The organism is Streptomyces coerulescens, assembly GCF_042657965.1.
GTDB classification, from domain to species: Bacteria; Actinomycetota; Actinomycetes; order Streptomycetales; family Streptomycetaceae; genus Streptomyces; species Streptomyces coerulescens.
Window position 1 is genome coordinate 151,999 of the sequence record NZ_JBHSKM010000004.1, and the last position, 14,972, is coordinate 166,970.

Sequence of the window (14,972 nt, forward strand, 5' to 3'; positions counted from 1 at the left end):
CCGTCCCTGCCCCCGCCCCCGCTCAGAACAACCCGTCCTGCACAGTCACCTCCCGCTCCCTGAACCCCCTCACCGGCACGGTCGGTTCCCCGTCCCCGCCGGTCGGCAGCAGTTCCCAGCCCGTCATCAGCCGTGTGTCGACGACCACCACTCCACCGCCCGTCTCGATGTGCAGATCCGGCCCGGCCGCCGCGACCAGCCGTCCGCTCACCGCCCCGCCCGCGACGAGCTCGGTCACCTCACCTACGGCGGCCGGGAGGTCCGTGAGCCCGAACACCGTGGTGTGGTCGACGGGTTGGCAGGGCTCGCGGACGAGTGACTCCGGCCAGGCGGGGAGCGCCACGGCCCGGGCGTGCAGGTCCTCGACCTCCACCGCGCGCTCCGCCGCCGACGCCGGCAGCGCGGAGCGCACCGCCCGCTTGTCGGCGTACGGAATCCGGTCCGGCACCCGCAGCGCCGCCCGCAGCAGTTCCTCAGTGCGCCGTGCCGCCATCAGCGGGCCGGCACCCAGCCAGCTGAAGCAGACCGCCCCCTGCTCAAGCAGCCGCGCCGAGCCGCGCTCAAGGGCGGTGATGCCGACCTTGGTCATCCCGGGGCCGAACCAGGCCAGATATACGTGGTACGGCCGTGGATCGTCGGCGATCGTGTCGGCGGCCACCGAGTGCGCCCGGTCCAGCCGCGCACACTCCTCGCAGCGCGCCCCCGTGCTGCGCCCCGACACGGCCGCCCGCACCGGACACGTATGCCCCCGTGCTCCCACGCATGTCCGCACACCCCCGTCCGCGACCCCGAAGGCCACCCGTTTCCCCCAGGTCAGCGCCGAGCGCCGACCGCCGTCCCATGCCAGCTCGGGGCCGTCGCCCGACCAGCGCAGCCCCTTGCATCTCCATGCCTGTGCCATCGCTCTTCGAGCCTAGAGGCCGCCACTGACAACGCCCGTTCAGCGACCGGCCGGACCGGCCTCGGCGACAGCGGGCTCGGCCTCGCCGGCCACGGCGACCACCTCGGACACCCCCTCGGGCACTGCCTCGGACACCCTTTCGGGCAGTACCTGGGGCCCCGCCGCGGTCTTGGGCCGGCCGCGCCCCGCGAGCCGGCAGCCCCAGCAGTCCGGATGCCCGTCCCGCACGGTCCGGTCGCGCACCCCCATGGGCCACTGTCCGCGGGGCCGCGGGCCCGAGGGCTTGCCCCAGCCGGACAGATGCAGGGCCCAGGTGACGAGGACGCTCGCCGCCAGGATCCCGAGCCCGCCCACGATCAGCGCGGCCGAGACCACGCACATCCCCGCACCCAGCACGGCGGATCCGACGGTCGCGATGCCGGTTCCGGTCCATCCCGCGACCGTGTGCCCCTCGTCATACTGGCTCACGTGACTGCCTCCCTCTCGTTTCTCGTCCCGCGGCAGGGCAGCGGAAATCACCCCACGTCCGTGAGGGACCGGAATCTCTCACGTCGTAAGAAGTTTAGATAGTTAATCTCTCACGAGCTAAGGTAATAAGGAAGATGCACGCCACGCCGCGCCCCACCGCCACCCCGGCCCAGGCACTGGAGGCGATGGACTCACTCATCGCCGCCCACCTGCTCGGCCAGCAGGAGATGGCCCAGCGGCTGGGCCTGAACATCACCGACCTGCTCTGTTTCGCCTGCGTGCTGAAGGCGGGCGACGACCTGCTCACGGCCGGCGACCTCGCGGAACACGCCCATGTCACCACCGGCGCGGTGACCGGCATCCTCAACCGTCTGGAACGGGCCGGCTACGTCACCCGCCGCCCCGATCCGGCCGACCGGCGCCGGGTCCGGGTGGCCGCCGTACCGTCCGCGGTCGCCCGGGCCGAGGCCCTCTACGGCCCCTACTACGCCCGCCTCAACGAACTCTTCGCGAGCTACTCCGCCGACGAGATCGCCGTACTCACGGACTGGTTCACCCGGACGACGGGGCTCGCGCAGGCCTACGTCGACGAGATGCGCGAAAAGGACAAGGGCTGAGCCCGGCCCCGGTCAGCGGGTCCGGACGGCCCCCGGCCCCCGCCGCTCCTCCCGCGCGTCGTAAGCCTCCCTGGCCTGCTCGACCGCGTCCAGATGTACGGACCAACGCGACAGCGCGGCGAACAACGGCGCGAGGCTGCGCCCCAGTTCGCTGATCTCGTACTCGACGCGCGGCGGAACCTCGGCGTGATAGGTGCGCACGACGAGCCCGTCGCGCTCCAGTTGCCGCAGTCGCTGGGTCAGCACCTTCGGTGTGATCGTGCCGATGCGGCGCTCCAGTTCGACGAAGCGCTGACGGCCGTACTCATGGAGCGCCCACAGGATCGGGGTGGTCCAGCGGCTGAAGACGATGTCGACGACGGGCGCGATCGGGCAGGCGTTCGCCGGATCGGCACCTCGCGGAGCCCGAGCCTCTGTGTCCTCGGTCACAACTACCCCCGTCCGCCAATACTTTCCTCTAGGTACCTACTACCCCCGCAACAGTAGCGTCGCCGTACGAGATCCGAACTCGGAAACGGAGACCGATGATGATCGTGGTGACCGGAGCAACGGGCAATGTGGGACGGCCACTTGTGCGGGCGCTGGTGGAGGCGGGCGAGCGGGTGACGGCGGTCTCCCGCCGGATCTCCGCGGACGGCGTACCGACGGGCGTCCCCCATCACCAGGCCGACCTCACCGAACCCGAGCGCCTGAAGCCCGTGCTCGACGGAGCCGAGGCCCTGTTCCTGCTGACCTCCGGCGACTTCATGGCGGCCGACGGCGACCTCGGCGCGGTCCTGGATGCCGCACGGGCGTCGGGCGTCCGGCGTGCGGTCCTGCTGTCGTCCCAGGGCGTCGGCACGGGCGACCACCCCTCGGTGCTGGAGGACGCCGTCAAGGCGTCCGGCCTGGAGTGGACGATGCTGCGGCCCGGCGCCTTCCACTCGAACGCCCTCCAGTGGGCCGACATGGTCCGCACACGACGAGAGGTCGCCGCCCCCTTCGGCGACACCGCCCTGCCCAGCGTCGACCCGGCCGACATCGCGGAGGTCGCCGCAGCAGCCCTGCGCGCACCCGGCCACGCCGGCGAGGTGTACGACCTGACCGGCCCGGCGCCCGTCTCACCCCGGCAGCAGACCGCCGCGATCGGGGCGGCCCTGGGAGAGCCGGTCCGGTTCGTCGAACTGACCCGCGCCGAGGCCCGCGCACACATGCTGCACGCCATGCCCGAGCCGGTCGTCGAGAGCACCCTCGACATGCTGGGCACTCCACCGGCGGCGCTGCGGCGGGTGAGCCCGACCGTGGAACACGTCCTCGGTCGACCGCCCCGTTCCTTCGCGGACTGGACGGAACGGAATGCCGGCGCCTTCAAGTAGCCACCGCCCGAGGCTCCCGCGCGGCGCGCTCCATGAACCTCCAACTCCACTTATGTCTCCGGCTGTTGACTGTCTTTCAGTGCACTTCGCGGCACCCGTGAGGATCTTGCGAAGCGTGGGTTCGTCCGAGGCCGGAACGGTAAAGTCCGCGACATGAACGCTCGGCTGGCACTGCTCAGCACCGTGACCCCCGGTGTCGCGGAAAGCGAGGTGTTCCGGCTGGCCCTCCAGCACTCGGTGGGCGAACTGGGCGCGCTGGGCGGCATGATCCACTTACGGGGCCCGATGTCCGCGCTGCGCCTGGTGTCGACCACCGGACTCCCGCCCGCCCTCACCCGTTCCTGGGAGATCGTCGGCCAGGAGGGCCCCCTGGCCCCGGCCCGTGCGCTGCGCGAGGGCAACGGCGTCTGGATCCCGCTGAGCCCGGCCGGCGCGGCCGACTCCCCGGACGCCGCCTGGCCCGGCACCGGCCTCGCCGCCCTGCCGCTGTACAGCGGCAACCGCGGCACCGGCGCCCTCAGCGTCCTGATGGGCGACCCCGGCGAACCCGGCCCCGACCACTGGGAGTTCCTGCGCGCCGTCGTCTCCTGGACCGAGGACCGGATGGGCCAGGCGCCCCCGCCGACCGGTCCCGTGCGGCCCGCCCAGCAGCCCGAGCACAACGGCGAGCGGCTGCGCCAGGCCCTGAAGGAGGTCAGCGTCGGCTCCTGGGACTGGAACATCCGTACCGGCGAACTGATCTGGGACGAGGCCGCCCTGGAGCTGTACGGCACCCTGCCGCGGGACTACACCGGCAAGGTCGAGAACTGGATGCGGTGCGTGCACCCCGACGACCTGCCGCCGACGCTGGCCGCGGCGGACCGCGCGATCCGCACCGGCGGTGTCTTCGAGGCCGAGTACCGGGTGCGCAAACTGGACGGCACCTGGGGCTGGACGCAGGCCCGCGCCAGACCGACGTACGACGAACAGGGCGAACCCCACCGGATGATAGGGGTGGGCTGGGACAGCAATGAGCCGCGTTCGGCCCGTGACGCCCTCAGCCGCGCCCTGCGCCATATGAGCGACGGCTTCCTGGCGATGGACGACGACTGGCGCATCACCTTCGCCAACCTGGCGGCCGAACGCACCCTGGGCTTCTCCGAGGAGGAGCTGTTCGGCTGTCTGCTGTGGGACCTGCCCGCCGCCGAGCAGGTGCCCGGTCTGGAGATCCGCTGCCGGCAGGCCGCCGCCGCGGAGAAGTCGGTGAGCTTCGACGTACGGCTGCCGAACGGGCGCCTGTGCCATCTGCGGCTGGTGCCCGGCCCCGACGGCCGCACCATCTACTTCACCGACGTCACCGAGAGACGGCGGCTGGAAGAGGAGCGCCGGTCGGCCGAGCGGGCCGCCACCGAGCGCGCGGCCCGGATAGGGGAGCTGACGGCGGCCCTCGCCAAGGCGACGACGTCGACGGACGTGGTGGAGGCGGTCGCCCGCGGCGTGCTCCCGCCGTTCGAGGCGTCCGGTCTGGTCGTACAGACCGTGGAGGGCGACCGGCTGCACACCGTCGGCTCCGTCGGCTACCCGGACGACGTCCTCGCCGTGCTCGACGGCCGCGCACGTACGCAGACCAGCCCGCTGTGGGACGCGATCCTCGCCGGCACCCCCCTGTTCCTGTCCACCCCCCACGAATTCTCCGCCCACTACCCCGAGCTGGCCGACCTGCCCGCCCGCGCCGGCAAGCAGTCCTGGGCGCTGCTCCCACTGACGGCCTCCGGCCACACCTTCGGCATCTGCGCGATCACCTTCGACCACCCGCGCCACCTCACCGACGAGGAGCGCACCCTGCTCACCGCGACCAGCGCCCTGGTCGCCCAGGCCCTGGAGCGGGCCCGCCTCTTCGACGCCGAGCACACCCGGTCCCGCGAACTCCAGCGCAGCCTGCTCCCCCGGGACCTGCCCGCCCTGCCCGCGTGCGACGCCGCCGCCCGCTATCTGCCGGCCGGCCAGGGCATGGACGTGGGCGGCGACTGGTACGACATCATCCCGCTGTCCGGCGGCCAGGTCGCCCTGGTCGTCGGCGACGTGATGGGCCACGGCCTGCCGGAGGCGGCGACCATGGGCCGGCTGCGCACGGCCGTGCACACCCTGGCCGACCTCGAACTGCCGCCCGACGAGATCATGAGCCGGCTCAACGACATCGTCGGCGCCCTCGGCGAGGAGTCGTACGTGACGTGTCTGTACGCGTTGTACGACTCCACGACCCGGGTCTGCTCCATGGCGAGGGCGGGCCACCCGCCGCCGGCCCTCCTCCATCCCGACGGCACGGTCGTCTTCCCGATCCTGTCGGCCGACCCGCCCCTGGGCGCGGCCGAGCCCCCCTTCGAGACGACGGAGGTCCAGGTCCCCGAGGGCAGCGTGCTGGCGCTGTACACCGACGGTCTGGTCGAGTCGTCCAGGCGGGAGATGGACGAGGGCATGGCGGCCCTGGCCGAGGTGCTGCGCACCGCCCAAGCGGACGGCACGGTGACCGACCTGGAGCGGCTGTGCGAGCGGGTCACCTCGACCCTGCTGCCCGCCGGCCAGCAGACGGCCGACGACGCGGCCCTGCTCCTGGCCCGGCTGCACGCGCTGCCCGACTCCCGCATGGCCTCCTGGCCGCTCCCCAAGGACCCGAGGGCGGCGGGCCAGGCCCGCGCCCTGATCCGCAAGCAGCTATCGGTCTGGGACCTGGAGTCCCTCACCCCCACCACCGAGCTGCTGGCGAGCGAGCTCGTCGGCAACGTCATCCGCCACGCCAAGGGCCCGCTGCGGCTACGGCTCCTGCACGGTGCCACCCTGATCTGCGAGGTCTTCGACGGCAGCCTGACGATGCCGCGCATACGCCGGGCGACGGAGACGGACGAGGGGGGCCGGGGGCTCCAGCTGATCACCGCGCTGTCGCAGCGCTGGGGGACCCGGTACACACCGACCGGCAAGTGCATCTGGACGGAACAGACCCTCCAGACGGCGCCGGACGCCGTACGGGACGGACCGCGGGAGCCGGCGCCCGACCCGCTGGAGCGGATGTTCCTGGGCCTGCCGGGGCTGGGGGAGGACTTCGACGGGGACCTGGACGCGCTCGCGTTCGGCGACCAGGACTGAATCGGTCCGGCAGGCCTCAATCGGTCCGGCAGGCCTCAATCGGTCCGGCAGGCCTCAATCGGTCCGGGAGGCCTCAATCGGTCCGGCAGCCAGGGAGGACCCGCCCGTCGCCGCGGGGTACCGTGAAAGCGCCACATATGCGACGTATCGCCGCATAGAGCGCTCCGCAGGGAACCCGGGGTGTGATGCCATGGCCCACCGCCGCACCGATTCGGCCGGTGCCACCAGAGAGCTGCTCCAGGAGCTCGGGGATCTCACCGGCCGGATACTGGACCAGATCAAGCTCCACCAGGCACGCGTCGAGCTCGCCGCCGCGCTCCAGCGGCAGGTCCTCACCGCCGAGCTGCCGACCGTGCCGTGCCTGCGGGCGGCGGGCCGGTACACGCCCGCGCGGGTGGGTCTGGACATCGGCGGCGACTGGTTCGACGGCTTCCGCATGCCGGACGGCTCGGTGGGCTTCGCGATCGGGGACGTCCAGGGCCATGACGTCGAGGCGGCGGCGTTGATGGGCCAGGTGCGCACCTGCCTACGCGCCGTCGCCACCGCCACCACGGACCCGGCCGAGGTACTCGGGCACACCAACGACCTGCTCGTCGCGATGGCCTCGGAACTCTTCGTGACCTGCACATTCCTGCGTTTCGACCCGGCCACCAGGGAGCTGCGCGACGCCCGCGCCGGGCACGTCCCGGCGGTCTGGGCCACGACCGGCGGCCGCTGCGAGATCGTCCTGAACGACGGCGGACTGCCGCTCGGCATCAACGCCGGCGAGCACTACCCCTCCTCCCGTCGGCGCCTGACCGACTCGGGCTCGTTCGTCCTGCTCACCGACGGCGTGGTGGAGGGCCCCGGCTATCCCATCGACGACGGCCTGAAGCGGGTGGCCGACCTGGTCGGCGACGGCTGCGGCGCCGAGCCGGAGGACCTGGCCGCCGAGGTGATCAAGGTCGCGGACCTGACCGGCCACAGCGACGACGCGGCGGTCCTCGTCCTGAGCTATGGCGACTTCGGTGATGCCGGCGGTGTCGGCGACTTCGGCGACTTCGGCGAAGGGTGAGCGGCAGCATGTACGGTCTGGTCGCCCCCATGACGTCGCAGAAGACGGACAGCCCACGGCTCCGCGACTACGCCGCCCACGCCCTGCGCCTGACCCTGGTCACGGCCGCCTACTACGGCAGCGCCAAACTGGGCCTGGAGCAGCAGCTGGTACGGGGCCAGGTCACGCCCTTCTGGCCGCCGACCGGCATCGCCCTGGTCGCCCTGCTGATGTGGGGCCTGCGCATGTGGCCGGGCATCGCGCTCGGGGCGTTCGTGGTGAACGTGACGCTCGGACCGTCGATCCTGCCCGTCCTCGCCATCGTGGCCGGCAACACGATCGCCCCGGTCTGCGCCTTCCTCATGCTGCGGCGAGTGCGGTTCCGCCCCGCTCTGGACCGGCTCCAGGACGCCCTGGCCCTGATCTTCCTCGGGGCCCTGGGCGGGATGCTGATCAGCGCGACGATCGGCACGGGGGTCCTCGTGGCCTCCGAGGCGCTCACGGCCGACGACTTCTGGCCGACCTGGTCGGTGTGGTGGACGGGCGACGCGATGGGCGTCCTCGTCATCGCGCCCCTGCTGCTGGCCGCGCGCGCCCTGCGCCGGCCGCACGACATCCCCGTGCTGCGCTGGGTCGAGGCGGCGGCCCTGCTGGTCGGCACGACCGTGGCCTCCGTCGTGGCCACCCGCAGCTCCCTCAACCTCCTCTTCCTCGCCGTCCCCTTCCTTCTCTGGGCGGCCTTCCGCTTCCAACTCCCGGGCGCCGCGCCCTGCGCGCTGATCACGTCGGTGGTCGCGATCACCGCCGGCGCGGAGGGAGTGGGCCCGTTCTCCGGCCAGGACCTCCTGGCCAAGATGGTCATCCTCCAGGCCTTCAACGGCACCGTGGCCCTGACCTCTCTCCTCCTCTCCGCCACCATCGCCGAACGCAACCACACGGTCCGCGCCCTGAGAGAAGCCTGCGAACGCCTCACGGAGGCCCTGTCCCGCCTGGTCCCGGACCAGCCCCTGAACCACCATCCGGCCCTACGGATGGAGGACGACAAGGACGGCAAGTAGCCGACGGGAGCGGTCGGGGGCGGGGGTTGGAGGCCGGGGGCGGTCACTCAGGATGCGCGCAGCACCGTACGGACCGCCCGGGTCGCGTCTCCGTGAACCTGTCCGGCGGACTGGTATTCCGGTCCTGAAGTGGTTCGCCCCGTTCCAATGTCCATGGCTTGCACCTGTGTTGGCAGGGTGCTGAGCCACGTTGAAGGGCGTTCACGGGCGTTCACGGCCGGTTGACCCGAGGTCGGCCCTCTGCTGCCTGCGCTGTATCCCGGCCGAAGCGGCCCTCGGTCGATCGTCGGCGGGCCCGTTGTCAGTGCCGGTGGCTAGGGTCGCAAGCGCGCGGTCGGCTTCCGGGGGTTCCAGCTCTGAAGGGAATGGTTGCATCCCCGGCCTGTCCGGGGGCGGCCCGGAGACACGTCCGGGACCTAACCGACGGCCGGGCTTCGTCGATGGCCAGCGGATGACCTGCCAGCGCCGACCGCGCACCAACACCAACCTCGACCACACTGCCGACCGAAACTTCGCTGCCGTACAGCCCGAAAAACTCAAAGGCCCCGGATCGCTCCGGGGCCTTTGATCTATGTGCACTCGGCAGGATTCGAACCTGCAACCTTCTGATCCGTAGTCAGATGCTCTATCCGTTAAGCTACGAGTGCTTGTTGTGTTTTCCCGCTGCTCCCGGTCCTTCTGGCCCGCTCGCGGCGACAGGAAGAACATTACATGACTGCCGCCGCCATGTGAAATCCGTTTACCCCACCCCTTGCGACCTGCGAAAACGCCCTCTGAGGCGCCCGACGGGCGGGCGGTGGACGGGCGGTCCGAGCAGGGCGAACGACGAAGCCCCGGTCCAGGGACCGGGGCTTCGTGATCGAGCGCGGAGGCGGAGGGATTTGAACCCTCGATGGGCTTTAAGGCCCAAACCGCATTAGCAGTGCGGCGCCATAGACCGGACTAGGCGACGCCTCCAGCACAGCCGCCCGCGCGAGCGCGAGTGGTGCGTGCAGATGATGACACAGTCGAGCGCGCTGTCACCAATCGACTCCCACGGTACTAGTCGGAGAGGTCGCAGGGCAAAGCCCTTCCCGGCGTGCTGCGAGGGCCGCAACGTCCGAGGGTGTGCGGCGTTGGTCAGGTCATGTTGCAGGTCAATCGTTCCGCCCGGGCCGGCCGCCTTCGCCGGGCCTTCCTCGCCGCCACCGGCGCCCTTGCCACCACCGGTACCCTCGCCGCCGCCAGTGCCCTCGCCGCCCTCGGCCTCACCTCCGTCGCACCGGCCGCCGCCGCGCCCGCCGCGGTCCCGCTCCTCAAGGACCCGGGTCGGGCCGGCGACCGTCTCACCGTCACCGTCCGCAGGGCCGGCGGCGCCGACGGGACGTACGAGCTGGCCTGCCATCCGGCCCGCGGCGACCACCCTCGCGCCGCCGACGCCTGTGCCGCGCTCGACCGCGGCACCCGCTGGGGCAAGGACGCCTTCGCTCCCGTGCCGCAGGGCACCTTCTGCACCATGCAGTACGGCGGGCCGGCCACCGCGCGCGTCACCGGGACCTGGGCCGGGCGCCCCGTCGACGCCCGCTTCGACCGCAGCGACGGGTGCGAGATCGCCCGGTGGGACCGGCTCGTGCCACTCCTTCCCGACCTGCGGGCGCAAGGACGCCCGTCCTAGGCAGAAGCAAGCGCGCCTCGGGCCCCGCCGATCGTCGATGAGCCGAAGGTCCGATGTGCGGTCCGTCGCCGGCGTCGCCCGTCCCCCGTCGCACAGGCTTTCCATACCGGACGCACCGGATCCGCAAAAGTCCCGCGAAGGTCTCGCGAAGTCGGCGTGGACACCGGGCGGACACGGGAAGGACGACGGCACAGGCGGTCGTACGTTCTGGGTCACTTCGTCGTGCGACCTCCCTCTCATCCGGCGTCGCGAGCGCAACCCCAGCCCTTAGACTCCCTCGCGTGACACGCCGCGGGCCGGTTGGCAAGATGGCCCGAGCGGTCGGCAAGGTGCGGTAACAGGGAGGAAGCGTCTCGTGAGCAGCAGGCCATCCCGAGGCGCTGCTCGCCTCGCAGCCATACTCGACGCGCTTCCCGATGCGTTGGTGCTGGTCAACGCCAATGGGACCGTCGTCAACGCCAACACCATCGCGCTGGAGACCTTCGAGGCTCCGGGGACCGCGTTGGTCGGGCGTGGGCTGCTCGATCTGCTGCCTCAGTTCGACTCCAAGCTGATCCCCGGGTCCATGCGGCGGCCCGATCACATGGATCCGCAGGGGCGGACCAAGCCGACCCGGATGATGGCCCGGCGGACCGACGGCAGTGAGTTCCCGGTCGAGGTCACGTCCGCGAATCTTGAGAACGGCGGCCAGGCCTACGACGGCTACGGCTACACCGGCGACGAGCTGCTGATGCTCGTCGTGCGCGACCTCTCCGGGACCGTCGACACCGAGGCCGAGCTGGCGCGTTCGCAGCGGCAGACCGAGATGATCCTGCGGGCGGCGTCGGAAGGCGTCGTCGGGACCGACACCGAAGGGCGGATCGTCCTCGTCAATCCGGCCGCCGCTCAGATACTGGGTTATCGGGCCAGCGACCTGGGCGGGCGCGAGCTGCACACCCTCGTCCTGCACTCCCGTGCCGACGGGTCGCCCTTCCCGTACGAGGAGTCCCCGCTCGCCGACACCCTGCGCTCCGGGCGCAAGCACCGGGTGCGCGGGCAGGTGCTGTGGTCCAAGAGCAGCGACAAGGTGTCCGTCGACCTGACGACCGCGCCCGTGCGCGACGGCGATCAGCTCGTCGGTGCCGTGATGACCTTCACCGACCGGCGGCCCTACGACACGCTGGCCGACGAGAAGGACGCCGCGCAGAAGCAGCACGAGGACGCACTCGAACGGCTCGCCGAGGAGCATGCCTCCGAGCTGACCGCCCTGCGGCAGAAGCACGTCACCGAGGTGGAGGAGCTCCAGGAGCGGCACGCCGAGGAACTCGCCGCCGGCGAGGACCGCTACGCCGCTCTCGGCGAGCGCGAGAAGGACCGCTACGAGGCGCTGTCCGGCCGGCACGACCAGCTGCTGACGCTCCTCGCCGGGTCGCTGCGCGGCCCGCTGGACGAACTGCGCCGCGAGCTGGCCGCGCTCGCCGCCGACGACGCGGGGCAGTTGTGGCCCGAGGCCAACCAGGTGCTGCATCACCTGTCCGCCGGTTACTCGCGGATCACGACACTCATCGACAACGTCCTCGGCTACCAGCAGTTGGACTCCGGCGGCGAGCAGGTCGTCCGTACGAAGGTGATGCTCGACGCCGTCGTCGCCGCGGGTGTCGACGGGGCCGTCGACCTCATCGGCCCGGGGCGGGTGCAGTTCGCCGTGCACGCGCCGCCCATCGAGGCCGAGGTCGACCCGCGGCGCCTCGCCACCGCGCTCGCGCATCTCGTCGCGGATGTCGCCGGGGTCGACGCCACCGGCAACTCGCCCGTGTCGGCGGGCGGTTACCTGGACAACACCGTCGTCGTGGCCGCGGCACAGCGCGGCGAGGTCGTACGGATCGAGGTGCGCGGGCCGTATCCCGGGGGAGACCCGGTGCACGAGCCGATCGTTCGCGGGATCGTACGGGCGCACGGCGGCGTGCTCCAGACGCACGAGGTGCCCGGGATGAGCGGCAGCGCGTTCGTTCTCGAAGTGCCCATCGGGGGTGGGGCGGGGGCCGTCGCGGCCGTTCCCTCCGCTGCCGCCGAGGACGGGGCCGACGGGACCAATGGAGCTATCGGGACCAATGGGACTATCGAGGCCAATGGGGCTGACGGGACCGAAGGCGGTGCCGCGGGTGCCGGGCCTGGCGGCGGCACCGGACGGCGGCGGGCCCGGCGGGCCTCCGTCGACGCCTTCCTGGAGAGCGACACGCCCGAGGCCGACGCCGCGGGATCCGACGCCGAGGCCGCCGCGCCCACCGGACGACGGCGCAGGCGTGCGGCCGCGCCCGAGCTGCCCGCGGGCGGGGGCGCAGGCACGGGTGACGGTAGCGGTGGCGGTGGCGGTGGCGGCGAGGCCTCCGGCGGCACCGGGCGGCGCCGCGGACGTCCCGCCGAGGACGGCGGCGATGTCTCCGAGGGCGCCGTGGTGACGGCCGCCGAGCACGCCGCCGGGGCCGCCGCGACCGGGAACGGCCTGGGCGGGACCGTACCGCCGCAGGGCGTGCCCGCCCCCGGCGGACGACGTGCCCGGCGGGACGGCGGGGAGCAGCACGCGCTGCCGCCCGCCCTGCCCGCTCCGGCCGCCGACACCACTCCGGCGGCTGCCGCGTCCGGTACGGCCGCCTCGGGCGATGCCTCCCAGCCGACCGGGCGGCGTCGCCGTGCCCTGGCCGCGGCGGCCGAACGGAGTGCCGCGCAGGAGGCGGGGGCCCGTACGGTGTTCGCGCTGCCGCCGGCCGAGGCGGACCGCGCGCCCGCCGAGGCGGCACAGGGGCCGGGCCAGGCCGAGCCGGCTCAGGCGCCGGGCGCGGGTCCGGCTGCCGCCGCCTCGATGACTCCGGTTTCTCCCGCGGCTCCGGCTCCGGTTCCGGTTCCGGCCCAGGTTCCGGGGCAGGGGCAGGGGGCGCCGGGAGGCGTACGCGGTGACGAGGGCCGGCACGATGCCGTACCGCACGATCAGGCTGACGACCACACCCCGCCGCAGCCGCACCCCACCAGCGCACCGACCGGGCGTCGCCGACGCGCCGTGGCCCAGCCGGCGGAGGCCGCCGGCGCGCCCGCGCAGGAGGTCCCGGCGCAGGTGCCCCAGGGGCAGGTGGCTCCGGGACAGGTGACTCAGGGGCAGATGGCTCCGGGGCAGATGGTGCCGGCGCAGCAGGCGCAGGCCCTGTCAGTGGCCGGGCAGCCCGTCCAGGCCGCCGCTCAGGCCCAGCCCGCGCCGGGCCGGCCCCTGCCCGTCGAGGCGGCTCCCGGTCAGGGTGTCCCCGCGCAGGGCACGCCGGCGCAGGGCGTCCCGGCCCCGCAGCCGTGGCCCGCTGCCGACGACAGCTCCGGTGCGGGTACGGCCGTGGCGCCGAACGCCGCCGCCACCCCCGTACCGCCGACTCCGAACGTCCCGCAGCCGGGGCAGGGGGGCCAGCCGGGGCCGGGCACGCCCGCTCCGGGTACTCCCCTGCCTCCCGAAACCGCATCCGCCGCGGCGGGCGGGCAGCAGCGGGCGGCGCAACCGCTTCCCGCCGAAGCCGCCGCTGCCGCCGGGCCCGGTGCTCCGGGCGCTCCCGTCGACCCGAACTCGACGCAGGGTCGCGCGATCAGTGTGCGGACCTTGGGGCAGGGCGTGCCCTTCACCCGGCAGGCCGCCCAGGTGCAGCAGCCCGCGCCCGCCGCGCAGTCGTCGGCCACGCCTCCCCCGCATCAGACCAACGGTGGACGCCGCCGCAAGCTGGGTACGCCGCCCGACCCCACCGCCCGCGCCGGTGCCCCGGCGGAGCAGACGGCGCGGCCGCATCCGCCGGCCGAGCAGCCGGTGACCGCGGCACAGCCGCAGCCGTCGCTCGGCGGGCAGCCGCAGCCTTCGATGGCCGGGCAGTCGCGGCTGGCGCCGGCGGCCGAGGCGGCCGGACGGTCGTACGCCATAGGCGCGCCGGACGAGAACGCCGCCGAGGGCCCCGAACCCCTGGACGGGCCGGGCGGCGCCATCGAGGTCGCCGACACCCCGCGCCCGCAGCCGATGGACGACGAGCTGCCGCCCGAGCCGCTCGACAACCCGCGGCGGCTGCTGGTCTGGCCCGCGCCGGATGTGACGACCCAGCAGGCGCTGAGCGACCGCGGCTACCGGCCGGTGATCGTGCACTCGCGCGAGGAGGTCGACGCGCAGATCGCGGCGTTCCCGGCCGCGCTGTTCGTGGACCCGCTGACCGGGCCGATCACCCGGACCGCGCTGCAGTCGCTGCGGCAGGCCGCGGTCGCGGCCGAGGTGCCGGTGATGGTGACGGCCGGGCTCGGCCAGGCCTCGCGGGAGGCGGCGTACGGCGCCGACCCCGCCGTACTGCTGAAGGCGCTGGCCCCCCGGGACAGCGAGCAGCACCCGCCGCGTGTCCTGCTGATCGAGGAGCACGCGGAGATCGCGCTGGCGCTGACCGCGACGCTGGAGCGGCGGGGGATGCAGGTGGCGCGGGCCGCGAGTGACACCGACGCGGTGATGCTGGCGGGCGACTTCCGGCCGAACCTGGTCGTGATGGACCTGATGCAGGTGCACCGCCGCCGGGCCGGGATCGTGGACTGGCTGCGCGCGAACGGCCAGCTCAACCGCACCCCGCTCGTCGTCTACACCGCCGCCGTCGACCAGGCCGACCTGCCGCGGCTGGCCTCCGGCGAGACGGTGCTGTTCCTCGCGGAACGCTCGACCAGCGCCGAGGTGCAGGCACGGATCGTGGATCTGCTGTCGCGGATCGGGACGAACTGACGGGACGAACTGA

General features: G+C 73.1%; 10 protein-coding genes and 2 tRNA genes. 7 read left to right on the top strand and 5 right to left on the bottom strand.

The features are described 5' to 3' along the window. Positions 1-22 precede the first annotated feature (22 nt). On the bottom strand, positions 23-901 hold the full coding sequence (locus ACFPQ9_RS09095; RefSeq protein WP_380849483.1) for a DUF2797 domain-containing protein: 879 nt from the start codon (positions 899-901) through the stop codon (positions 23-25). A 39-nt stretch (positions 902-940) separates the two neighbouring features. Continuing rightward, a complete protein-coding gene (locus tag ACFPQ9_RS09100) occupies positions 941-1,369 on the bottom strand; it encodes an HGxxPAAW family protein (protein ID WP_380849486.1) in 429 nt (142 codons plus the stop codon). A 134-nt stretch (positions 1,370-1,503) separates the two neighbouring features. Here ACFPQ9_RS09100 and ACFPQ9_RS09105 point away from each other — a divergent pair, with 134 nt between their 5' ends. Then, positions 1,504-1,986 carry a MarR family winged helix-turn-helix transcriptional regulator gene (locus ACFPQ9_RS09105; RefSeq protein WP_380849489.1) on the top strand — a complete coding sequence of 161 codons (483 nt, stop codon included), beginning with the start codon at positions 1,504-1,506 and terminating at the stop codon, positions 1,984-1,986. A gap of 12 nt (positions 1,987-1,998) precedes the next feature. Here ACFPQ9_RS09105 and ACFPQ9_RS09110 read toward each other — a convergent pair whose 3' ends face one another. Further along, the gene (locus ACFPQ9_RS09110; RefSeq protein WP_380849491.1) at positions 1,999-2,415 is read right to left on the bottom strand and encodes a winged helix-turn-helix transcriptional regulator; all 417 of its coding nucleotides are present in this window, start codon (positions 2,413-2,415) and stop codon (positions 1,999-2,001) included. 98 nt (positions 2,416-2,513) lie between these two features. On the opposite strand from ACFPQ9_RS09110, the gene ACFPQ9_RS09115 reads away from it, so the two are divergent. The 4 genes from ACFPQ9_RS09115 (at position 2,514) to ACFPQ9_RS09130 (ending at position 8,552) form a co-directional block, all read left to right on the top strand. Beyond that, the gene (locus ACFPQ9_RS09115) at positions 2,514-3,341 is read left to right on the top strand and encodes an NAD(P)H-binding protein (protein ID WP_380850059.1); all 828 of its coding nucleotides are present in this window, start codon (positions 2,514-2,516) and stop codon (positions 3,339-3,341) included. A 153-nt stretch (positions 3,342-3,494) separates the two neighbouring features. Further along, positions 3,495-6,461, top strand: coding sequence for a SpoIIE family protein phosphatase (locus ACFPQ9_RS09120; RefSeq protein WP_380849494.1), 2,967 nt, complete (start codon positions 3,495-3,497; stop codon positions 6,459-6,461). A 190-nt stretch (positions 6,462-6,651) separates the two neighbouring features. Further along, on the top strand, positions 6,652-7,515 hold the full coding sequence (locus tag ACFPQ9_RS09125) for a PP2C family protein-serine/threonine phosphatase (RefSeq protein ID WP_380849497.1): 864 nt from the start codon (positions 6,652-6,654) through the stop codon (positions 7,513-7,515). A gap of 29 nt (positions 7,516-7,544) precedes the next feature. After that, positions 7,545-8,552, top strand: coding sequence for an MASE1 domain-containing protein (locus ACFPQ9_RS09130; protein WP_380849500.1), 1,008 nt, complete (start codon positions 7,545-7,547; stop codon positions 8,550-8,552). Between the two features lie 574 nt (positions 8,553-9,126). Here ACFPQ9_RS09130 and ACFPQ9_RS09135 read toward each other — a convergent pair. Both ACFPQ9_RS09135 and ACFPQ9_RS09140 read right to left on the bottom strand, forming a co-directional pair. Further along, positions 9,127-9,199 (bottom strand) — tRNA-Arg (locus tag ACFPQ9_RS09135). A 219-nt stretch (positions 9,200-9,418) separates the two neighbouring features. Then, positions 9,419-9,509: transfer RNA gene (locus tag ACFPQ9_RS09140), tRNA-Ser, on the bottom strand. 169 nt (positions 9,510-9,678) lie between these two features. Between ACFPQ9_RS09140 and ACFPQ9_RS09145 the strand changes: the two genes are divergently transcribed. Beyond that, positions 9,679-10,206: an SSI family serine proteinase inhibitor gene (locus ACFPQ9_RS09145; RefSeq protein ID WP_380849503.1), complete on the top strand. Its 528-nt coding sequence runs from the start codon at positions 9,679-9,681 to the stop codon at positions 10,204-10,206. A gap of 355 nt (positions 10,207-10,561) precedes the next feature. Beyond that, positions 10,562-14,959 carry a hybrid sensor histidine kinase/response regulator gene (locus tag ACFPQ9_RS09150; protein WP_380849506.1) on the top strand — a complete coding sequence of 1,466 codons (4,398 nt, stop codon included), beginning with the start codon at positions 10,562-10,564 and terminating at the stop codon, positions 14,957-14,959. Positions 14,960-14,972 lie beyond the last annotated feature (13 nt).

Coding starts and splice junctions, on each gene's coding strand:
- ACFPQ9_RS09095 (WP_380849483.1), bottom strand. CDS start 901: ATGGCACAGGCATGGAGATGCAAGGGGCTGCGCTGGTCGGGCGACGGC.
- ACFPQ9_RS09105 (WP_380849489.1), top strand. CDS start 1,504: ATGCACGCCACGCCGCGCCCCACCGCCACCCCGGCCCAGGCACTGGAG.
- ACFPQ9_RS09115 (WP_380850059.1), top strand. CDS start 2,514: ATGATCGTGGTGACCGGAGCAACGGGCAATGTGGGACGGCCACTTGTG.
- ACFPQ9_RS09120 (WP_380849494.1), top strand. CDS start 3,495: ATGAACGCTCGGCTGGCACTGCTCAGCACCGTGACCCCCGGTGTCGCG.
- ACFPQ9_RS09125 (WP_380849497.1), top strand. CDS start 6,652: ATGGCCCACCGCCGCACCGATTCGGCCGGTGCCACCAGAGAGCTGCTC.
- ACFPQ9_RS09130 (WP_380849500.1), top strand. CDS start 7,545: ATGACGTCGCAGAAGACGGACAGCCCACGGCTCCGCGACTACGCCGCC.
- ACFPQ9_RS09145 (WP_380849503.1), top strand. CDS start 9,679: ATGTTGCAGGTCAATCGTTCCGCCCGGGCCGGCCGCCTTCGCCGGGCC.